The following is a 15823-nucleotide window of genomic DNA, read 5'->3' on the forward strand; positions in this document are numbered from 1 at the left end:
AAAATATTCCAAAATATTCGACGGATAATCAACATGAGATTTTTCCCCTTCCTAACTATCTGTCCCTTCTTTCCGTATCATCCAATTGAGCGCAGTTTTAGATGTCGCATAATGCACTAACGACGGGGCTGTTTCTAATAAATCACTGGGCAAAAAGGATGTTAATGACTGTTCCTTCAAATTTACCCTAGCATCCTGGAGTTCCCATTTCCTATGATGAATCCCACCCCGGAAAAGCGCTCCATATTTATAAGACCACAGAAAGTACCGCTCCAGCAGCCAGGAAGAAAGACTCTTTTTTTCAGGATAATAAGGATCCCCGATTGGCTGATAACTTGCTTGAAAAATGGCAGAATTTCTTCCACTTCGAGCACTATCATAATAAAAAGATCCATTTATCTTGGCCATGGACATCTTAGAATAGAAGTACGGCAATGTTGCCATTCTTGCACCGAGTACAGCCAACAGCTTATTGGCATCCAGACCGAAAAAATAGACTCCCCGCACACCATTCCGTTTCACATACGTCCGTACATTTATTTCCAAAAAGGGTCTGAAAAATGGAATTGGTGGTATTTTTCGCAAACGTACATTGCTGACTTGAAATGGAATAATGCTAATCCATGCATCCCCATCATACGTATCCAGTTCCAACCCAGGCGGAAGATAGGGTTTCAGTTTGTGCGGTGAAACTGGCCAATGCATAAACAGTAAATGCTCCCATTCCTGCATCATGATCCACGGGCCTTTAGGAAGCGGATATTCCCGGTGGCTGGTACTCTTTAAAATATTATTTATCATGTTTACTCCTTAAAATGTACTTATGTACTGTACCTTTTAATATGCACAGCATCAAGTACGGTATTGCAAGGATTGAGTATTTTTTTAGTTCATATATGCCGGTCAATTTGCATATACATACAGAATAATGCGATTCATATGTTCATAATAGTTTTTCATCAGCGGTTTTATAGGCTCATCCCTCCCCCCAGTCCAATAAATTGTTCGTCTTCGGCGTCCCCTGCTATAATGGTTCTTATCTGAGAAAAAGGAAGTGTAGGAAATTGGAATACAATGCAGGCCTTATGTTGGAAGGCGGCGGCATGAGATGTGCATTCACGGTTGGTGTTCTTGACTATTTTCTGGACCGGCAGCTGGAATTCCCATTTGTCGCAACAGCATCAGCAGGAGCACTCATCGGAAGTTCCTATGTTGCCAAACAGCGCGAACGAAATTATCAGCTGCTTGAAGCACTTGGGAAAAATCCGGACGTCATTTCATTTAAACGCATGCTCCAGAAAAAAGAATTATTCAGCATGGACTTTATTTTTGAGAAGCTTGCCAATGAACAGTTCCCAATCGATTTTGCATCATTTTTACAGACGAACGCCAGGTTCATTGTCGGCACAACAGATATAAACACGGGACGCCCCCTCTTCCATGATACATTCACCGAAAAAAATAACTTGCTTCAGGTTATCCGTGCCTCCTGTTCCTTGCCAGTGCTCGCACCCAGTATCGAGTATCAGGGCAAGCAGCTGATGGATGGCGGTATTTCCGATCCGATACCGATTAACCCTTTGATCGAACGCGGTTTGAAAAAGCACGTCGTCATCCTCACGCGTAATAAAGGCTATCGAAAAAAGGCAACCAAATTAAACTGGTTCTTCAGGCGATTCTTCAAAAATAAACCCGAACTCATTCAATTACTGCGCAACCGTCATTTAAGCTATAACCAAACAATGAGAAAGCTTTTAGAAATGGAACAGCGCAATGAAGTGTTCATGATACAGCCCGAGGAGCCACTGGCAGCCAGCCGAATCGAAAAGAACGGCCAAAAATTGGAAATTCTGTACCAGCAAGGCTATCAGGAAGCAGAAAAGAATTTCGAGGCATTGCAAAACTTCCTGAAAAGCTCGGAAAAACCCTCAACATATATAAAAGATGGTGTTGTCCCATCTTGATCGAGCCTTACGTCTGAAGCAGCCTTTCCCAGGCTGCTTCAGACGTTTTTCCGGTAAATATATACGTTCGGATGGTTTTATGTTTTTACAAAAAACCAAGACAAGATTCAGTATCCTTATGTGAAAACAAATCGACTGTTCCCTACCCGGGTAAGAATAATTAATACAATAGAGGGCAATTAATAAGAGATAAGGATAGAGATTAAATGGAGGCTTGACTACCGTGGATACTGAACAGAACATAAAACTGACTTCCGCAGAGCTTTCACAGCTTTGGACTTCTTATATAAATGATACCGCATCTATTTGCATGATAAAGCATTTTTTAGCAACCGTTGAAGACCCCGACGTTCGCCCAATTTTAGAACATGCTTTACAATTATCCCAAACGCATATCCAAAAACTTAATGCCCTTTATAATGAAGAGAATTACCCGGTACCACAGGGATTTTCGGAAAATCAGGACTTAAACAAAGACGCCCCACGCTTATTTTCTGACAACTACATGTTAATGTTCTTGCATCAGATGGCGCAAATATCACTCAATGCATACAGTGTTTCAAAGTCTTTAGCTGTACGATCAGATATTAACGAGTTCTATGCTCAATGCCTGACGGAAGCGATTCAACTGGATACAATGGCAAAAAACACGTTATTGTCGAAAGGCCTTTATGTCCGTTCACCTTACATACCGTATCCCGAAAAGGTGGATTTTGTCAAAAAGCAAAGTTTCCTTACAGGATGGTTTGGAGAAAGAAGGCCTCTCCTTTCATTGGAAATGACGAATCTATATTCCAATTTTCAGCGTAATTCACTTGGGATAGCGACATTGATCGGTTTTAGTCAGGTCGCGGAATCAAAAAAAGTTGCCCAATTTTTTGTTCGGGGCAAGGAAATCGCTTCAAAACACAACGAAATTTTTGGCTCGGTTTTACGTGAAGATGACCTTCCTGTCCCAATGGCATCCGATACCTATGTAACAGAATCCAAAGTTTCACCCTTATCCGATAAATTGATGATGTTTACCGTCACAGGTCTAATTGCACTAGGGGTCGGGTATTACGGAACAAGTATATCCACAAGTATGAGACGTGATTTAACCGTGCATTATAACCGGATTATCCAAGAAATTCTGAAATACTCTGAGGACGATGCGAACATTCTGATAAATAATGGGTGGATGGAAGAACCACCCCGTGCCAGAGACCGGGATGAATTAGCAAACGATTAAAAGCAGTGATCTACTATCACATAACCACATCACTAGGTATCCCGAATAAAAATCCTATTAGCCATAAAAATCAGCATTAGATAAATATAAACCCGAATATAGGCTTTAAAAACCACATATTCGGGATTTATTAGCGGAGGCTGTTCACTTACGTCATGCACTCATTTTCGTGCTTTTTTCGCTTTTAACGCCTTTAACAATTTTGTACGAACCGATTAGCAGGATTGGAATTCCATAGACAATCAGCATCGCATACCCGAGAACGGTGTATCCTGTGGAGACAAGCCCGTCTATGCCAACGCTGGACAGAATGGCAGACAGTACCAATGCAACAATCGCTACTGTTCCATCCATCCCCTTCGACATCGGTTCCTTTCCGAGCTCTTCAAGGTTATGATTTACACGGTCAAGGAATGCATGAATCATCCCGGTTGCTGTTTCAATCAGCGTCCAGCCAACGACAATACCAAAAATAATCCCTATCCATAAGCCGTATCCATCCAGCATTTCAAGCCATGGGACTTCAGCTGTGAAAACAGCCTCAGATGGATAAAAGCCCATTAATGCAAAATATGTCAGAAACCACGGAACCGTCATTAGAACGCCGGCAACTGCACCACCTATCAGCGTATCTTTAATAGACTTCTGACGCTTCACTGTGAACAATGCTGCCGGATAAACAGCAAGGTTATAACCAACATAAATGATACCTGCCCCAATAATCGACCAAATGGTAAAGTCCCCGGCAAAACTTGTATCACCTGTCGCAAACACATTCGTGATTTCGCCCCACGAACTGGAAATAACCAAAATCGCAAAAAGAATGTATGCAACGAGTAACGCCGTGGTACCCACCGTTTTAAACCGTTCAATCAATTTTGTTCCATAAAAGTTAAGAATTCCGGCCAGTATGGCAATAACACCGACACCAACCCAGTAATTCAATCCCAGTGTACTCTCCAGTATCGATCCGGTTGCTGCTATAACAATCGAGATGATCAGGATTGCCAGCAAAAAGTAAATAATATCATATAAAAACCAGAACGGTCCCAAGAACTGCTTCACCAGACTGCGATAGTCATACGCTCGGAACCGGCGCGCAATTTCAAACATCAAAAATGCCATCAGTCCAAAGCCAAACACAATCGTCAATCCAGCAATCCAGCCCATTGCTCCGAATTTTGCCCCGTAAGAAACAACTTCACGGCCTGTTGCATAGCCACCACCAATCAGCGTTGACTGAATGATGATACCCGGCAGCACAAATCGCCCGAAAGCGCCTTCAAAAAAGCTGTTTTTCCTTTGTTCTGCCATACAAAAACCCTCCCCCATCGAGAATGAAAGTGAAACAGCCCCACTTAATATCCAGCATATTTCATTTTACTGTAATTGTAAATATATTTTGATTATTAGTACGGGATAATTTCTGAACAAAGGGGTATCTAAGCATTGACATTTTACATCATTTCCCGGGCAATTTTTTATCGTTTGAGTGAATTTTATAAATACTTTTTTTGCTTAATATACGAACTTATAACTGAAAATACACTTGGTCATTCGTACTATACCTTAGAAGATTGGAACGGAAGGCGGACGACTCCTGCGGGATAAGAGGCCTAGATGAGACCCCGCAAGGCGTTAGCCTGAGGAGGCTCATCAGCCGCCCGCGGAAAGCGTCCGCCTGAAGTGGAAATCAAACGCAATAACCTAATTGTTCGTATTTTAAAGGTAGATATTGAATTATGAAATTCACTCGTTTACTAGATGATTTTATCCAGCGGTCTTTCCCAGATCGGTTTTCTCATCTTCTGCATGATAACGATTGACCTGGTTCTGGGTCTCAGATGATGGCGGTTGTGTGAGCAAGCTGGCTACTATGACAAGTATTAGCGAAACAGGGGCTGCAATGATCGGTTCTGATACCAATGCGAAAGGCTTTGTTATGACAAGTATAAGGAATGTAACGGCCCCACCCAGCATACCTGCGAGAGCACCGGCTTTATTGGCCCGGTTCCACCAAATTCCCAGAACCAGTGGAAAACCAAAGGAAGATAATAGAAAGCCACCTACCCAGCCAACCATGATGGCTATCAGCTGTGGTGGATTAATAGCAATGGCAATACCAATCACGCTCGCAACAATCATGACCACAAAACCAATTTTGGTAACGGTCTTTTCCGATGCTTCCTTATTTATATACTCCTTATAAATATCACGAGCAACACCTGCTGAAATCGCCAAAAGCATTGCATCAGCAGAAGACATGATAGCAGCAAGCAATCCGGCAAGCATAATTCCAGCCAGAAGTGGTGACATATAATTTTCAATCACCGATACAAAGATCATATCCTGATTGTTCAGGGTATCGGCTATACCAAGACTGGCCCCACCTGCAGCAACTATGAGCCCAAATGCGAAAACCAATAAATACAAGAGACAAGCCCACATGGCCGAACGGCGCGCTGTTTTTGCATCCCGTGAAGCAAAGTTACGCATGACTGCCGACGGTGAGACAATTCCGAACCATAAGAAAGCTAAAAACAGACCAAAATAAGACATCCAAGGCTGTGTGATGTCACCGAAATTTGGACTGGTTGCTAAGGCGTCCTGTATCAGTGATGAAAACCCATTGTGCTGAACGAGAATAATTAATGACAATACGAGCATCCCAATGAGCATGACAGACCCTTGAATGAGATCGGTATATGTGATAGCCCACATTCCACCCAGAGCTGCATAAAGTGTAAACCCAATTCCCAGCACGATCACAGCCGTTTTATAGTCAACCCCTAAAACATAAGATCCAATTAAACCCGATGCCGTAAGCTGTGGAACCATATAAAATGTCATCCCAAATACAACTATAAATACAGCCACAATCTGCACTGCTTTTCCATATCGCTGCTTAAAAAATTCAGGCAGTGTACTGACGCCCGAACGCCTAATCTGACCGGATACCAAAAACAGCGTGAACGGCAATATAGCGACCGCACCAAACCCATAGGCAAAAAGAAAAGGAACACCAAGTGCCACACCTGATCCAACAGCACCCATTAATGAACTGGAACTTGCTAATGCGGCAAACAACGCAAACGCTCCGACAAACGTATTGATGCTTTTACCGGCTGTCCAATAATCATTTTCAGACGAGTGTGCACGTTTTGTGAAATAAATGCCCATCAGCGTCATTAAGATAAGGTATACCCCTAATATGGTGGTTTCGAGTATTTGCATATCTGCTTCCCTCCATTTCATTTATCATTTTTTGCCTTTTCCCTCTTCTCAGTCCAGACAACATAGATTACCGCCAAAAGAAACCATACTGCATAACTCGAAAACATCAGCCATCCCGCCAGTGAAATTCCCATAAAATAAACATCAGTCGGCCACCATATCAACACTACAGCTGCGCAAAAAAGCAAAACACCTACTAAAATAATGCCAGGGTCTAAAAGCCTTGATTTGGATTGCACGCTTATCACCTCCCTTCATCACTTGTTGAATTTTCCTACCTACATACTCAGTCTTGTTCCAACATTATTCTCCTGAGCCTTTTGATACATCAAATTGGCAACAACCACATCAAATAAAGCCATTCCAGTTGATTTAAACACGACTGTCCCAGCTTCCCGGCTGTTGAACTCGGTGCCACTCGCAATATGGCGGGACATTGCTGTGATGGCGTCTTCGGTTACCCATTCTTTTTCAAGCGGTGTGGCAATATCACCCGATTCGGCAATGGCATGTTCTGTATCCACCATCACGACATCCGCAATGTCGTAGAGGGACTTAGGAAACTCTCTCATTGATGGCTGAAATGAACCAATGCCAATAAACAATTTATCTTTCAGCAAGTCTGGATTATCCGGAAGAACCGGATCTTTGGATGTTGTCGCTGTTATAACGATATCAGCATCGTTGACAGCTTCTTCTGGTGAGGAGACGGGATGGACTTGAATGGCTTTTCCAACCCAGTTTAGGAGCGAACTCTTAAATGCTTCTATTTTTTCATTGGAACGGTTATAGAGGTAAATATGCTTGATTGGCCGTTCCGTACATGCAGCAATAGCTTGATAGAAACCTTGTGTACCCGTGCCGATTACAGCCAGTGACGCCGCATCTTCACGCGCCAGGTGACGAACAGCGGAACCCCCAATGGCTCCTGTGCGCATGCCGGTCAGGAAAGAGCCGTTTAACACCCCTTTCACTTCACCTGTCTCGTTACTGTTCAACACAACCAGCCCATGCAGTGTCGGATGTGTCTGATTGTTGGGAAAAATGGTGACAAGTTTGGTTGCAATTGCATCACCGGTAAAGCACGGCATTAGCAGCAGTGTATTATCGCCATCCTGTACATGCATGCGCTCCGGCGCCTGAAACGTTTCCGATTCGTAAACATGGTACGTGTCATCAATGGCATCAATCACGTCTTTCATCGTCACCGATTGCTTCATGTCCTGTTCACTTAAAAATAGCATTTTATCAATCTCCTTTAGAAATCAACCTGTTTACTAACCTATGTGATACTACCAGCAGGCCTCTCTCTTTACATTAAACCAGTTATAAGAATTATTGCAATAGACAAAGGAATAAGATAACTTATAACTGGTTTCCAAGCAGATGAAAGTTTCATAGATACCGTTCCAGTATTAATATCGTTCATAAATCGCTTGAATGTCCATTGGAACACAACATACAGTGAGATAAGAAGCCCGCCTAAAGTCAGTAAAATATTTCCGGAAACATAATCAATCAGTCCAAAAATATCCATGCCAAACAATTGCACGTTTGACCATGGCCCTTGTGACAAAATGGATGGAATTGCCATTACAAAGGTCACGCTAATAATAATCCAGACACTAGCTTTTCGCTTCAAATCAAACAGTTCAGCAACATTAGCAGCAAGTGTTTCAATCAGACCTACCCCAGTTGTGATAGCACCAATAATCACAAGTAAAAAGAAGGCCAACCCGAAAATATATCCGAACGGCAGTTGATCAAGCAACGTCGGTATCGTTAAAAAAAGCAGCCCTGGTCCCGAATTGGGTGCCATTTGAAAAGCAAAAAGGGCTGGAAAAATTACCAATCCTGACAAAAAGGCAATACACGTGTCCAGCGAAATGACCCAGGCACCATCTTTCACCAAGTTTGAACCATGAGGCTTTAAATAACTGCCATAGGTAAAGGCTGATGCCAAGCCAATGCCAATCGAAAAAAAGGCCTGCCCAAGTGCCGCCAGTACCGTATTTGCATTTATCTGAGAAAAATCAGGCTTCAAATACCAGACAACCCCTTCGAAGGATCCGGGCAAGGACAGTGAAAAAACAGCCAGACAAATAAGCATAACAAATAAAAGAGGCATGACCGTTTTCACAAATTTCTCGATGCCATCTTTTACACCTTTCGACACAATAATACCCAAGAGCAATGTCGGTATAATGCTGTATCCCAGTACTGCAAGAGGGTTGGAAATCAAATCTTCGTAGATCACAGCGGCCTGTTCAGACGTAATTCCTTGAAAGGTGCCGATACCTATATTAAAAAAATACGCAAACAGCCACCCCATAATCATCAGGTAATAGGACATAATCAATAAGGCCGCAAGTGTGCCAAGCCACCCAATGGATACCCACGGACTTCCTTTTCCGGCTAATTTACGCATACCCGTAATCGCGCCGGCTTGCGCTTTTCGTCCTAATCCAGCTTCTGCATAAAACAGAGGAACTCCAATAACTAGAACAATTAAAAGATAGATAAGAAGAAATGCTCCCCCACCATTATTTCCAGCAATATAGGGAAATCGCCAAATATTCCCAAGGCCAATTGCAAAACCGGATGCCGCCATAATGAACCCTAACCTGCTGCCCCAGCTTTCCCTTCCTTTTTCACGATTAGAATTGCTCATACTAATCTCCCTCCATCCCCATTAAAACTCAATGCAAACAACCGGCTTTTTTAATGATTTAAGCCGGTCAGTTTTGCTTCTTATACAACAGCCCCTTCAATAATCAATTCATTACTGGCAAATCGTTCAAATCGGAGCGGATTCAAATCAAGCGTTTCATAGCGTCCTTTGCGAATTAATTCGGACAGACCCTTTCCAACACCGGGAGCCTGTTGCATGCCATGCCCACTGAATCCGCATGCCATGTAATACCCATCAAGCTGTGGGTGTTCACCAATGATAGCGTTCTGATCTTTGGTATTATGGCTGTATATTCCGGCCCAGCCACGATTAATTTTCGCCCGCTCAAAATTTGGAACCCTTTCCGCCAGAACCGGCCATAACTGTTCTTCAAAAAACGATCGCTTCCACCTGAAGTCAATGCCCGGTTTCACATTTTCCGAGAAGCCGGTAATCAATGCGTTACCTTCATGCCGGAAATATACACCGCTTGGGTCAATTGTGAGCGGCAGATATTTTTCCAGCGGCTCTGCCACATCAAACTGAATGATTTGCCGTTTCAAAGGAACAATCGGCAGCGGGAGGCCAACTTTTTCACTCAGTTCCGATGCCCATGGTCCTGCGCAATTAATAACGACAGGTGCTTTATAAACATCCCCGTTTTTCAATTGAACACCTGCTGCTTTCCCCCTTTCCGTCAGAATCGTCTCGACTTCCTCATACACATACGTACCGCCAAGCTCCTTCGTTTTCCGTACATAACCTTGCATAACGGAGTATGGATCCAAGTAGCCATCCTCGCTGCAGTAAAGCCCTCCTTGCAGATCATCAATAATTAACTCAGGAATGATGGAATGCAGTTCTTCCTTTGCCATCAATTCAGCAGGAACACCATATTTCTGCTGCAGCTGAAGTTGTTGCTGAAGCTGTTCCATGTTTTCATTCTTGGCCAAAAACAGATATCCGCGTTGTTTGAAATCGATTTCGGCAATTTCTCCGTCCACCGCCATATCTTCCGCAAATGTTTTATATTTCTTCAGTCCGTACCGGCTCAACTGAATATTGACACCTGTTGTGAACAGCTGCCTTAACCCTCCGGCACTTCTTGGCGTTGATGCAAACTCATATATTTTATCTTTTTCAAAAATCGTTATTGATCCTTCAAACCCATCCTGCAGCAGATTGTAGGCAATGCTCGACCCAACTACACCGCCGCCGACAATGATAATATCCGTTTGTTTCGTCAAGAAATCACCCCAGGCAGTAAAATTAGATTATTTTCAAGATTACATCCATTTATAGCGCATTTGGCAGCTTAGGGGCTATGGTTAATTTGAACAAAAATATCTTAGTATTGTTATAATTGTCTTAATTATGTTACAATTAACAGTGGTTAAGATATGCTTGAAGAGAGGATGTGAGCAGGATCGAGGGATTCGTGCAAGTTGCACAAAAGGTTGTGAAAGCGGTTTCAGAAATTTTGCCATTCCCTATCAGTTTAAGTGATAAAAACGGTTATATCATTGGTTCTACAGACCCCAGCCGGATTGGGAAGTTGCATGAGCCATCCAAGGAAGTACTGTCCAAAGATAACTTCCTGTCATTTGACGACGATAAAATCAGGGGATTGCCTAATGTTCTCCCGGGGGTGGCGACTCCGCTTCAGTTGAATGGTAATACAGTCGGTGTCCTGGGCATTATTGGCCCGCCCGAAGAGGTTAAACCATATGCGAAACTGGTCAGAAAATACGTCGAAATGATGTGGCAGGAAACATTTCATCAGCAATTGGAAGACTTGGAGACGAAAACACTTGAGACATTTGCCCAGTATATCCTGCTCAATGAATCCATCAGCCAGGAATATGTTGATCAATATTGTCGAATGCTTGCTATCTCTCAAAGTTCCAGACGATTTTGCATTGTGATCCATATCGGTGACTCCCTCATCAGCAATATCCAGCAAACAATACCAATTGACCAGTTGAAAGAACGACTGATTGACTGCACGAAAAGAGCCTATCATTGCAGTGATGATGTTATTTGTTCGTTCTTAAATACCGAAAAAATTATTCTGTTAAAAAAAGCGGATTCGGAAATGGCCTATTTAGAAGCGCTGGACCGGTTTACCAGTCAAAGTGAAAACTTGCTGGAAATGTTTGCAGTCTACCGTGTAACAGACACAACGGTCGCGGCGGGCGGACTGTCCAAGTCATTGGCTGATATTAACCAATCCTACCAGGAAGCCGAAGCACTTATCACATTCGGGAAACAGTGTGGCACATCCAGACAAATCTACACTTACCACAATTGGGATATGGTAAAAGAGCTGCTTCCGGATCAGCTTCATGCACCGTTCCGTGAAAAACTGCAGTTCCGCGTCAAGTACCTTCTCGAAGATGATCATTTTCCGGAACTAGCAAAAAGTTTCATCGCCTACTGTGAAAACAACCTGACAATCAGCCAGGCTGCCAAGGATTTGTTCATTCATCGGAATACCCTGATTTACCGCCTGCAAAAAATTAATACACTTACATCTCTCGATACCGGAGCATTTGCAGACTGCATGATGCTTTATCTCATCCTAAAAGCTTGAAATCCGAACAGCAGCACCTAACGCATAAAGCATAGTATACCGAAAAAACGTGCAGGCTAATGGTGGACTTTTATTTCCAGACAGCAATGATTGCTGTCATTTTCGTCTTACAAGAGGGTGAAACCGTTGGCACAGGCAGAACTGCTCAGTATCGTCATTATCATCATACTAGGCATATTTTCACAATGGCTGGCATGGCGGATCCAATGGCCATCGATTGTCATCATGTCGGTTGCTGGCCTTCTGATTGGACCTGTTTTTGGGCTTATCAATCCGGAAGAAGCACTTGATGAACTGTATACACCACTCATTTCCCTGGCTGTAGCGGTTGTCCTGTATGAGGGCAGTTCCAGTCTTAATTTCCGCGAACTGAAAGGAATCTCCAAATCGGTATTGCGGGTCGTGACAATTGGGGCGTTTTTGGCCTGGATTGGCGGCGCCCTGGCAGCACATTTCATTGCCGGATTGAATTTCGCCATTTCGTTCATTATCGGTGGGTTGTTTATCGTCACCGGGCCTACTGTCATTATTCCGCTGCTAAGGCAGGCAAAGCTGAAACCACGAGTAGCAACTGTCCTGAAATGGGAAGGGATTATCATTGATCCAATCGGCCCGTTATTGGCGCTGTTTGCCTATCAGGTAATCAAAGTAATCGGTGATAAGAACGTCCAGGGGCATTATTTGCTGACGTTTTTCGCAGGGGCGCTGCTAGCCGCGATTATCGGGCTCGCTGCCGGCATTTTCGTAAGCAAGATGGTGCGGAAAGGACTTTTCCCGGAATTCCTGAAATCCCCCATCGTCTTGTCATTTGTCCTGCTCTGCTTCACCGTCAGCGAAGTAATTATGCATGAGACCGGAATGCTCGCTGTAACGGTTATGGGGCTGACGATGGCACGAACGAAAAAATATGTGACGTCCATCGGCAATGTTTCCCATTTTGTCGAAAACATTTCCGTTATTCTTACGTCAACCATCTTTGTTTTACTGACGGCATCGCTGACAAGGGAAACCATTTTGGAGATTTTTACTATCCCTATTCTCGGTTTTGTACTAATCATGCTGTTTGTCGTCCGGCCGCTTTCCATCTGGCTTTCGACCATTGGCACGGAAATGAGCGCTTCCGAGAAGACGCTAATCAGCTGGATAGCCCCGCGTGGTATTGTTGCGCTGACCGTATCCGGCTATTTCGCGGGTGTACTGGCTGAAGATGGCTATGCAGGTGCTTCCATTTTGACCACCATCACGTTTGCACTCGTCTTCATTACTGTATGTGCGCACGGATTTACATTGGGGCCACTGGCAAAGAAACTGAATCTCGCCAGCGAAGAACAGGCAGGTATTTTAATCATCGGGGCGAACCGCTTTTCCATTGCGTTTGCCGACTATTGCAAATCGCTGGAAATTCCTGTGTTGATGATCGATGATTCCTATGAGCATTTGTTAGATGCCCAAAACAAAGGGATTAACACATTTTACGGGCAAATTTTATCCGAGTATATTCAATTTGAGGTTGACCTTACCCCGTATGACTATATTCTGGCCATGACGGACGAACCCGCGTATAATGCGCTCATTTGCCAGTCGTATGCACCGGAATTCGGGTACAATAACACATTCGCTCTGCCTGCGAGCAAGCGGGGGGATTCGGATAATGAAGAGATTGCCCCTGCCATAAAAGGGCACGTGCTTTTTCATGAAAATGCGATACTGCCGGAATTAAGCAAAAAATTACAGGAAGGCTATACATTTGATTCCATGGAAATGACCGAACAGAAAGCAGTGAAACGGGAAGACTTTGATGAAAGTGGTATGCTGCTGTTTGTCTGGAAGAAGAATAAAGAAATTGCGTTTATGACACTCCGCCGTGAAAAACTCGAACTGAATGAAGGGGATTGGGTCGTCATGCTCACAGAACAGGCGGAAAATAACGAAAGCGATCAGGAAGAATCCTCCTGATCGCTCGGCCCAATCGTGTCTTTCTTTGTAATGGCGCCTGTGCATGCTGCCTGCACACAAACCTGGCACTAATGCCAAACTTAGGCGCTTTCTTGATGCACCGGAGATGGCTGCTTTTGATTCAGTCGGACTGGTGTCATGTTGAAAACAATGTTTAACGCAATGGCAGTCACACTTCCGGCTACAATACCGTTGCTCGTCAGAATCTGGACACTGGACGGAAACTGCTTGAAGAGCTCCGGAACAACCGTAACACCCATCCCCATTCCAACTGAGCAGGCAACAATCATCGCATTTTCTGCAGACTCCGTAATCACGGTGCTGAGCATTTTGATCCCCTGGGCAATCACCATTCCAAACATTGCCACCATCGCTCCGCCCAATACAGATGTCGGAATTATTGTGGTTATTGCGGCAATCTTGGGAACGAGCCCCAGCGTCACAAGCATGAAACCTGTTATAAGAATGACCCTGAGCGATTTAACTCCTGTCATCTGCATGAGACCGACATTTTGCGAAAAAGCCGTATATGGGAACGCGTTGAAAATTCCGCCCAGCAGTACTGCCAGACCCTCTGCACGGTAGCCCCGAGTTAAATCATCTTCATGCAATTCCTTCTCCGTTATATCGCCAAGCGCAAAATAAACGCCAGTCGATTCCACCAGTGACACAATCGCAACCAGCGTCATCGTCACAATGGCCGACCACTCAAACGTCGGCATTCCGAAGTAAAACGGCTTGACCATGTGGACGTACGACGCATCGCCAACTGCTGCAAAATCAACCATGCCCATCAATGCGGCAGTAATGGTTCCTGCCGCTAGTCCTAGCAAAATGGCAATTGACCGAATAAACCCTTTCGAGAACCGGTACAGCAAAATAATAAACAGCAGCGTTCCGAATGCCAAAGAAATATTCGTCATTGACCCGAAATCACTAGCACCCTCGCCGCCACCCATATTATGAATGGCAACCGGAATAAGCGTAATTCCGATAATCGTTACGACTGTCCCTGTCACCACCGGCGGGAAAAAACGAACAAGCTTGCCAAAGAACCGGCTGATTAAAAGGACAACAATTCCCGAAATGATAATAGACCCATAAATAGCTGAAATCCCGTATTCCCCGCCAATTGCAATCATCGGTCCAACTGCTGTAAAGGTACAGCCGAGAACAATCGGAAGACCAATCCCGAAAAAACGATTACGGACAACTTGCAGGATGGTCGCGACCCCGCTCATCATAATATCGATACCGACCAGATATGTCAGTTGCTCGGATGTCAGCCCCAGTGACTGACCGACAATAAGTGGCACCAAAATAGCTCCGGCATACATAGCTAGCAAATGCTGCAGACTGAGTGTGGCTGTTTTCATTATAATGATGCCTCCTTCGTATGAAATGTTACGTTTCCATCAGCCAATGAATCAATAACGGCGAGTGACTCCACACGAATACCACGGCCTCTGAGTACGTCACCGCCATTCTGAAAACCTTTTTCAATCACGATGCCAATTCCGGCCAGCGATGCTCCGGCTTGTTCCACAATGGAAATCAGACCATCCGCAGCCTGCCCATTGGCTAGAAAATCATCAATGACAAGGATGACATCATCACTGGAAAGGTAATCAGCCGATACAGAAATGTCATTCGTTTCGTTTTTCGTATAGGAGTAAACCCCGGCAGTATATAAATGATCTGTCAGCGTCAGGGACTTGCGTTTCCGTGCAAATAAAACCGGGACGCCCATGCTTAAGCCCGCCATAACCGACGGTGCAATACCTGACGATTCGAGTGTCACAATCTTGGTGACTCCTTCCCCGGCAAAGCGGGAAGCAAATTCCTCCCCTAATTCCTGCATCAGTACCGGATCAACCTGATGATTCAAAAACCCATCCACTTTTAATACCGAGTCGGACAGGACTTTTCCTTCCGTTACAATCTTCTGCTTTAACAAATTCATGATGATCTCCTTCCCGCTCCCAGGAATACGCCACTGACAAGCAGCCGGGACCCAAAACACAAAAAACCCGTAAACAAGCTTCCACTCAAACTATGAGGAAAGCATGTTTTCCGGGTATAAGAATCCGAAAACAAGACTGGCGCCAATTATTAGAAAAACTCGGCATTCGCCACGTCTTATCGTGAGTGCCGAAGTTTTTCTTATAAGGTTC

13 protein-coding genes are annotated in these 15823 nt (G+C 44.2%); 4 read left to right on the plus strand and 9 right to left on the minus strand.

Annotated features, from left to right (window positions below):
• Window positions 1–51: 51 nt before the first annotated feature.
• Window positions 52–801 (minus strand): YqjF family protein, encoded by a 750-nt coding sequence (locus ACFSUO_RS01555; protein ID WP_382390376.1) that lies wholly within the window; start codon window positions 799–801, stop codon window positions 52–54.
• A gap of 263 nt (window positions 802–1064) precedes the next feature.
• On the opposite strand from ACFSUO_RS01555, the gene ACFSUO_RS01560 reads away from it, so the two are divergent.
• Both ACFSUO_RS01560 and ACFSUO_RS01565 read left to right on the plus strand, forming a co-directional pair.
• Window positions 1065–1964 carry a patatin-like phospholipase family protein gene (locus ACFSUO_RS01560; RefSeq protein WP_382390378.1) on the plus strand — a complete coding sequence of 300 codons (900 nt, stop codon included), beginning with the start codon at window positions 1065–1067 and terminating at the stop codon, window positions 1962–1964.
• Between the two features lie 223 nt (window positions 1965–2187).
• Window positions 2188–3195: a DUF3231 family protein gene (locus tag ACFSUO_RS01565; protein ID WP_382390380.1), complete on the plus strand. Its 1008-nt coding sequence runs from the start codon at window positions 2188–2190 to the stop codon at window positions 3193–3195.
• 153 nt (window positions 3196–3348) lie between these two features.
• On the opposite strand, the gene ACFSUO_RS01570 is transcribed toward ACFSUO_RS01565, so the two are convergent.
• The 6 genes from ACFSUO_RS01570 to ACFSUO_RS01595 form a co-directional block, all read right to left on the minus strand.
• On the minus strand, window positions 3349–4509 hold the full coding sequence (locus tag ACFSUO_RS01570) for a YkvI family membrane protein (protein WP_382390382.1): 1161 nt from the start codon (window positions 4507–4509) through the stop codon (window positions 3349–3351).
• Between the two features lie 456 nt (window positions 4510–4965).
• Window positions 4966–6429 (minus strand): sodium:solute symporter family protein, encoded by a 1464-nt coding sequence (locus ACFSUO_RS01575; protein ID WP_382390384.1) that lies wholly within the window; start codon window positions 6427–6429, stop codon window positions 4966–4968.
• A 17-nt stretch (window positions 6430–6446) separates the two neighbouring features.
• Window positions 6447–6668 carry a hypothetical protein gene (locus tag ACFSUO_RS01580; protein ID WP_382390386.1) on the minus strand — a complete coding sequence of 74 codons (222 nt, stop codon included), beginning with the start codon at window positions 6666–6668 and terminating at the stop codon, window positions 6447–6449.
• A 39-nt stretch (window positions 6669–6707) separates the two neighbouring features.
• Window positions 6708–7673, minus strand: coding sequence for an ornithine cyclodeaminase family protein (locus ACFSUO_RS01585; RefSeq protein WP_382390388.1), 966 nt, complete (start codon window positions 7671–7673; stop codon window positions 6708–6710).
• A gap of 68 nt (window positions 7674–7741) precedes the next feature.
• Window positions 7742–9100: a sodium-dependent transporter gene (locus ACFSUO_RS01590; protein ID WP_382390390.1), complete on the minus strand. Its 1359-nt coding sequence runs from the start codon at window positions 9098–9100 to the stop codon at window positions 7742–7744.
• Window positions 9101–9180: 80 nt separating this feature from the next.
• Complete coding sequence (locus ACFSUO_RS01595; protein WP_382390392.1) at window positions 9181–10347, minus strand: NAD(P)/FAD-dependent oxidoreductase; 1167 nt, start codon at window positions 10345–10347, stop codon at window positions 9181–9183.
• Window positions 10348–10538: 191 nt separating this feature from the next.
• Here ACFSUO_RS01595 and ACFSUO_RS01600 point away from each other — a divergent pair, with 191 nt between their 5' ends.
• Together ACFSUO_RS01600 and ACFSUO_RS01605 are read left to right on the plus strand one after the other, a co-directional pair.
• On the plus strand, window positions 10539–11693 hold the full coding sequence (locus ACFSUO_RS01600) for a CdaR family transcriptional regulator (RefSeq protein WP_382390394.1): 1155 nt from the start codon (window positions 10539–10541) through the stop codon (window positions 11691–11693).
• A 126-nt stretch (window positions 11694–11819) separates the two neighbouring features.
• Window positions 11820–13649, plus strand: a complete 1830-nt coding sequence (locus tag ACFSUO_RS01605; RefSeq protein ID WP_382390396.1) for a cation:proton antiporter — start codon at window positions 11820–11822, stop codon at window positions 13647–13649.
• Between the two features lie 80 nt (window positions 13650–13729).
• On the opposite strand, the gene ACFSUO_RS01610 is transcribed toward ACFSUO_RS01605, so the two are convergent.
• Entirely contained in the window at window positions 13730–15025 is a 1296-nt protein-coding gene (locus ACFSUO_RS01610; protein WP_382390398.1) for a nucleobase:cation symporter-2 family protein, read from the minus strand.
• Window positions 15025–15612, minus strand: a complete 588-nt coding sequence (locus tag ACFSUO_RS01615; protein ID WP_382390400.1) for a xanthine phosphoribosyltransferase — start codon at window positions 15610–15612, stop codon at window positions 15025–15027. The genes ACFSUO_RS01610 and ACFSUO_RS01615 overlap by 1 nt, the downstream gene beginning before the upstream one ends.
• Window positions 15613–15823: the final 211 nt, after the last annotated feature.

The sequence above is a fragment of the Lentibacillus juripiscarius genome, assembly GCF_042685205.1.
Classification (GTDB): Bacteria; Bacillota; Bacilli; order Bacillales; family Amphibacillaceae; genus Lentibacillus; species Lentibacillus juripiscarius.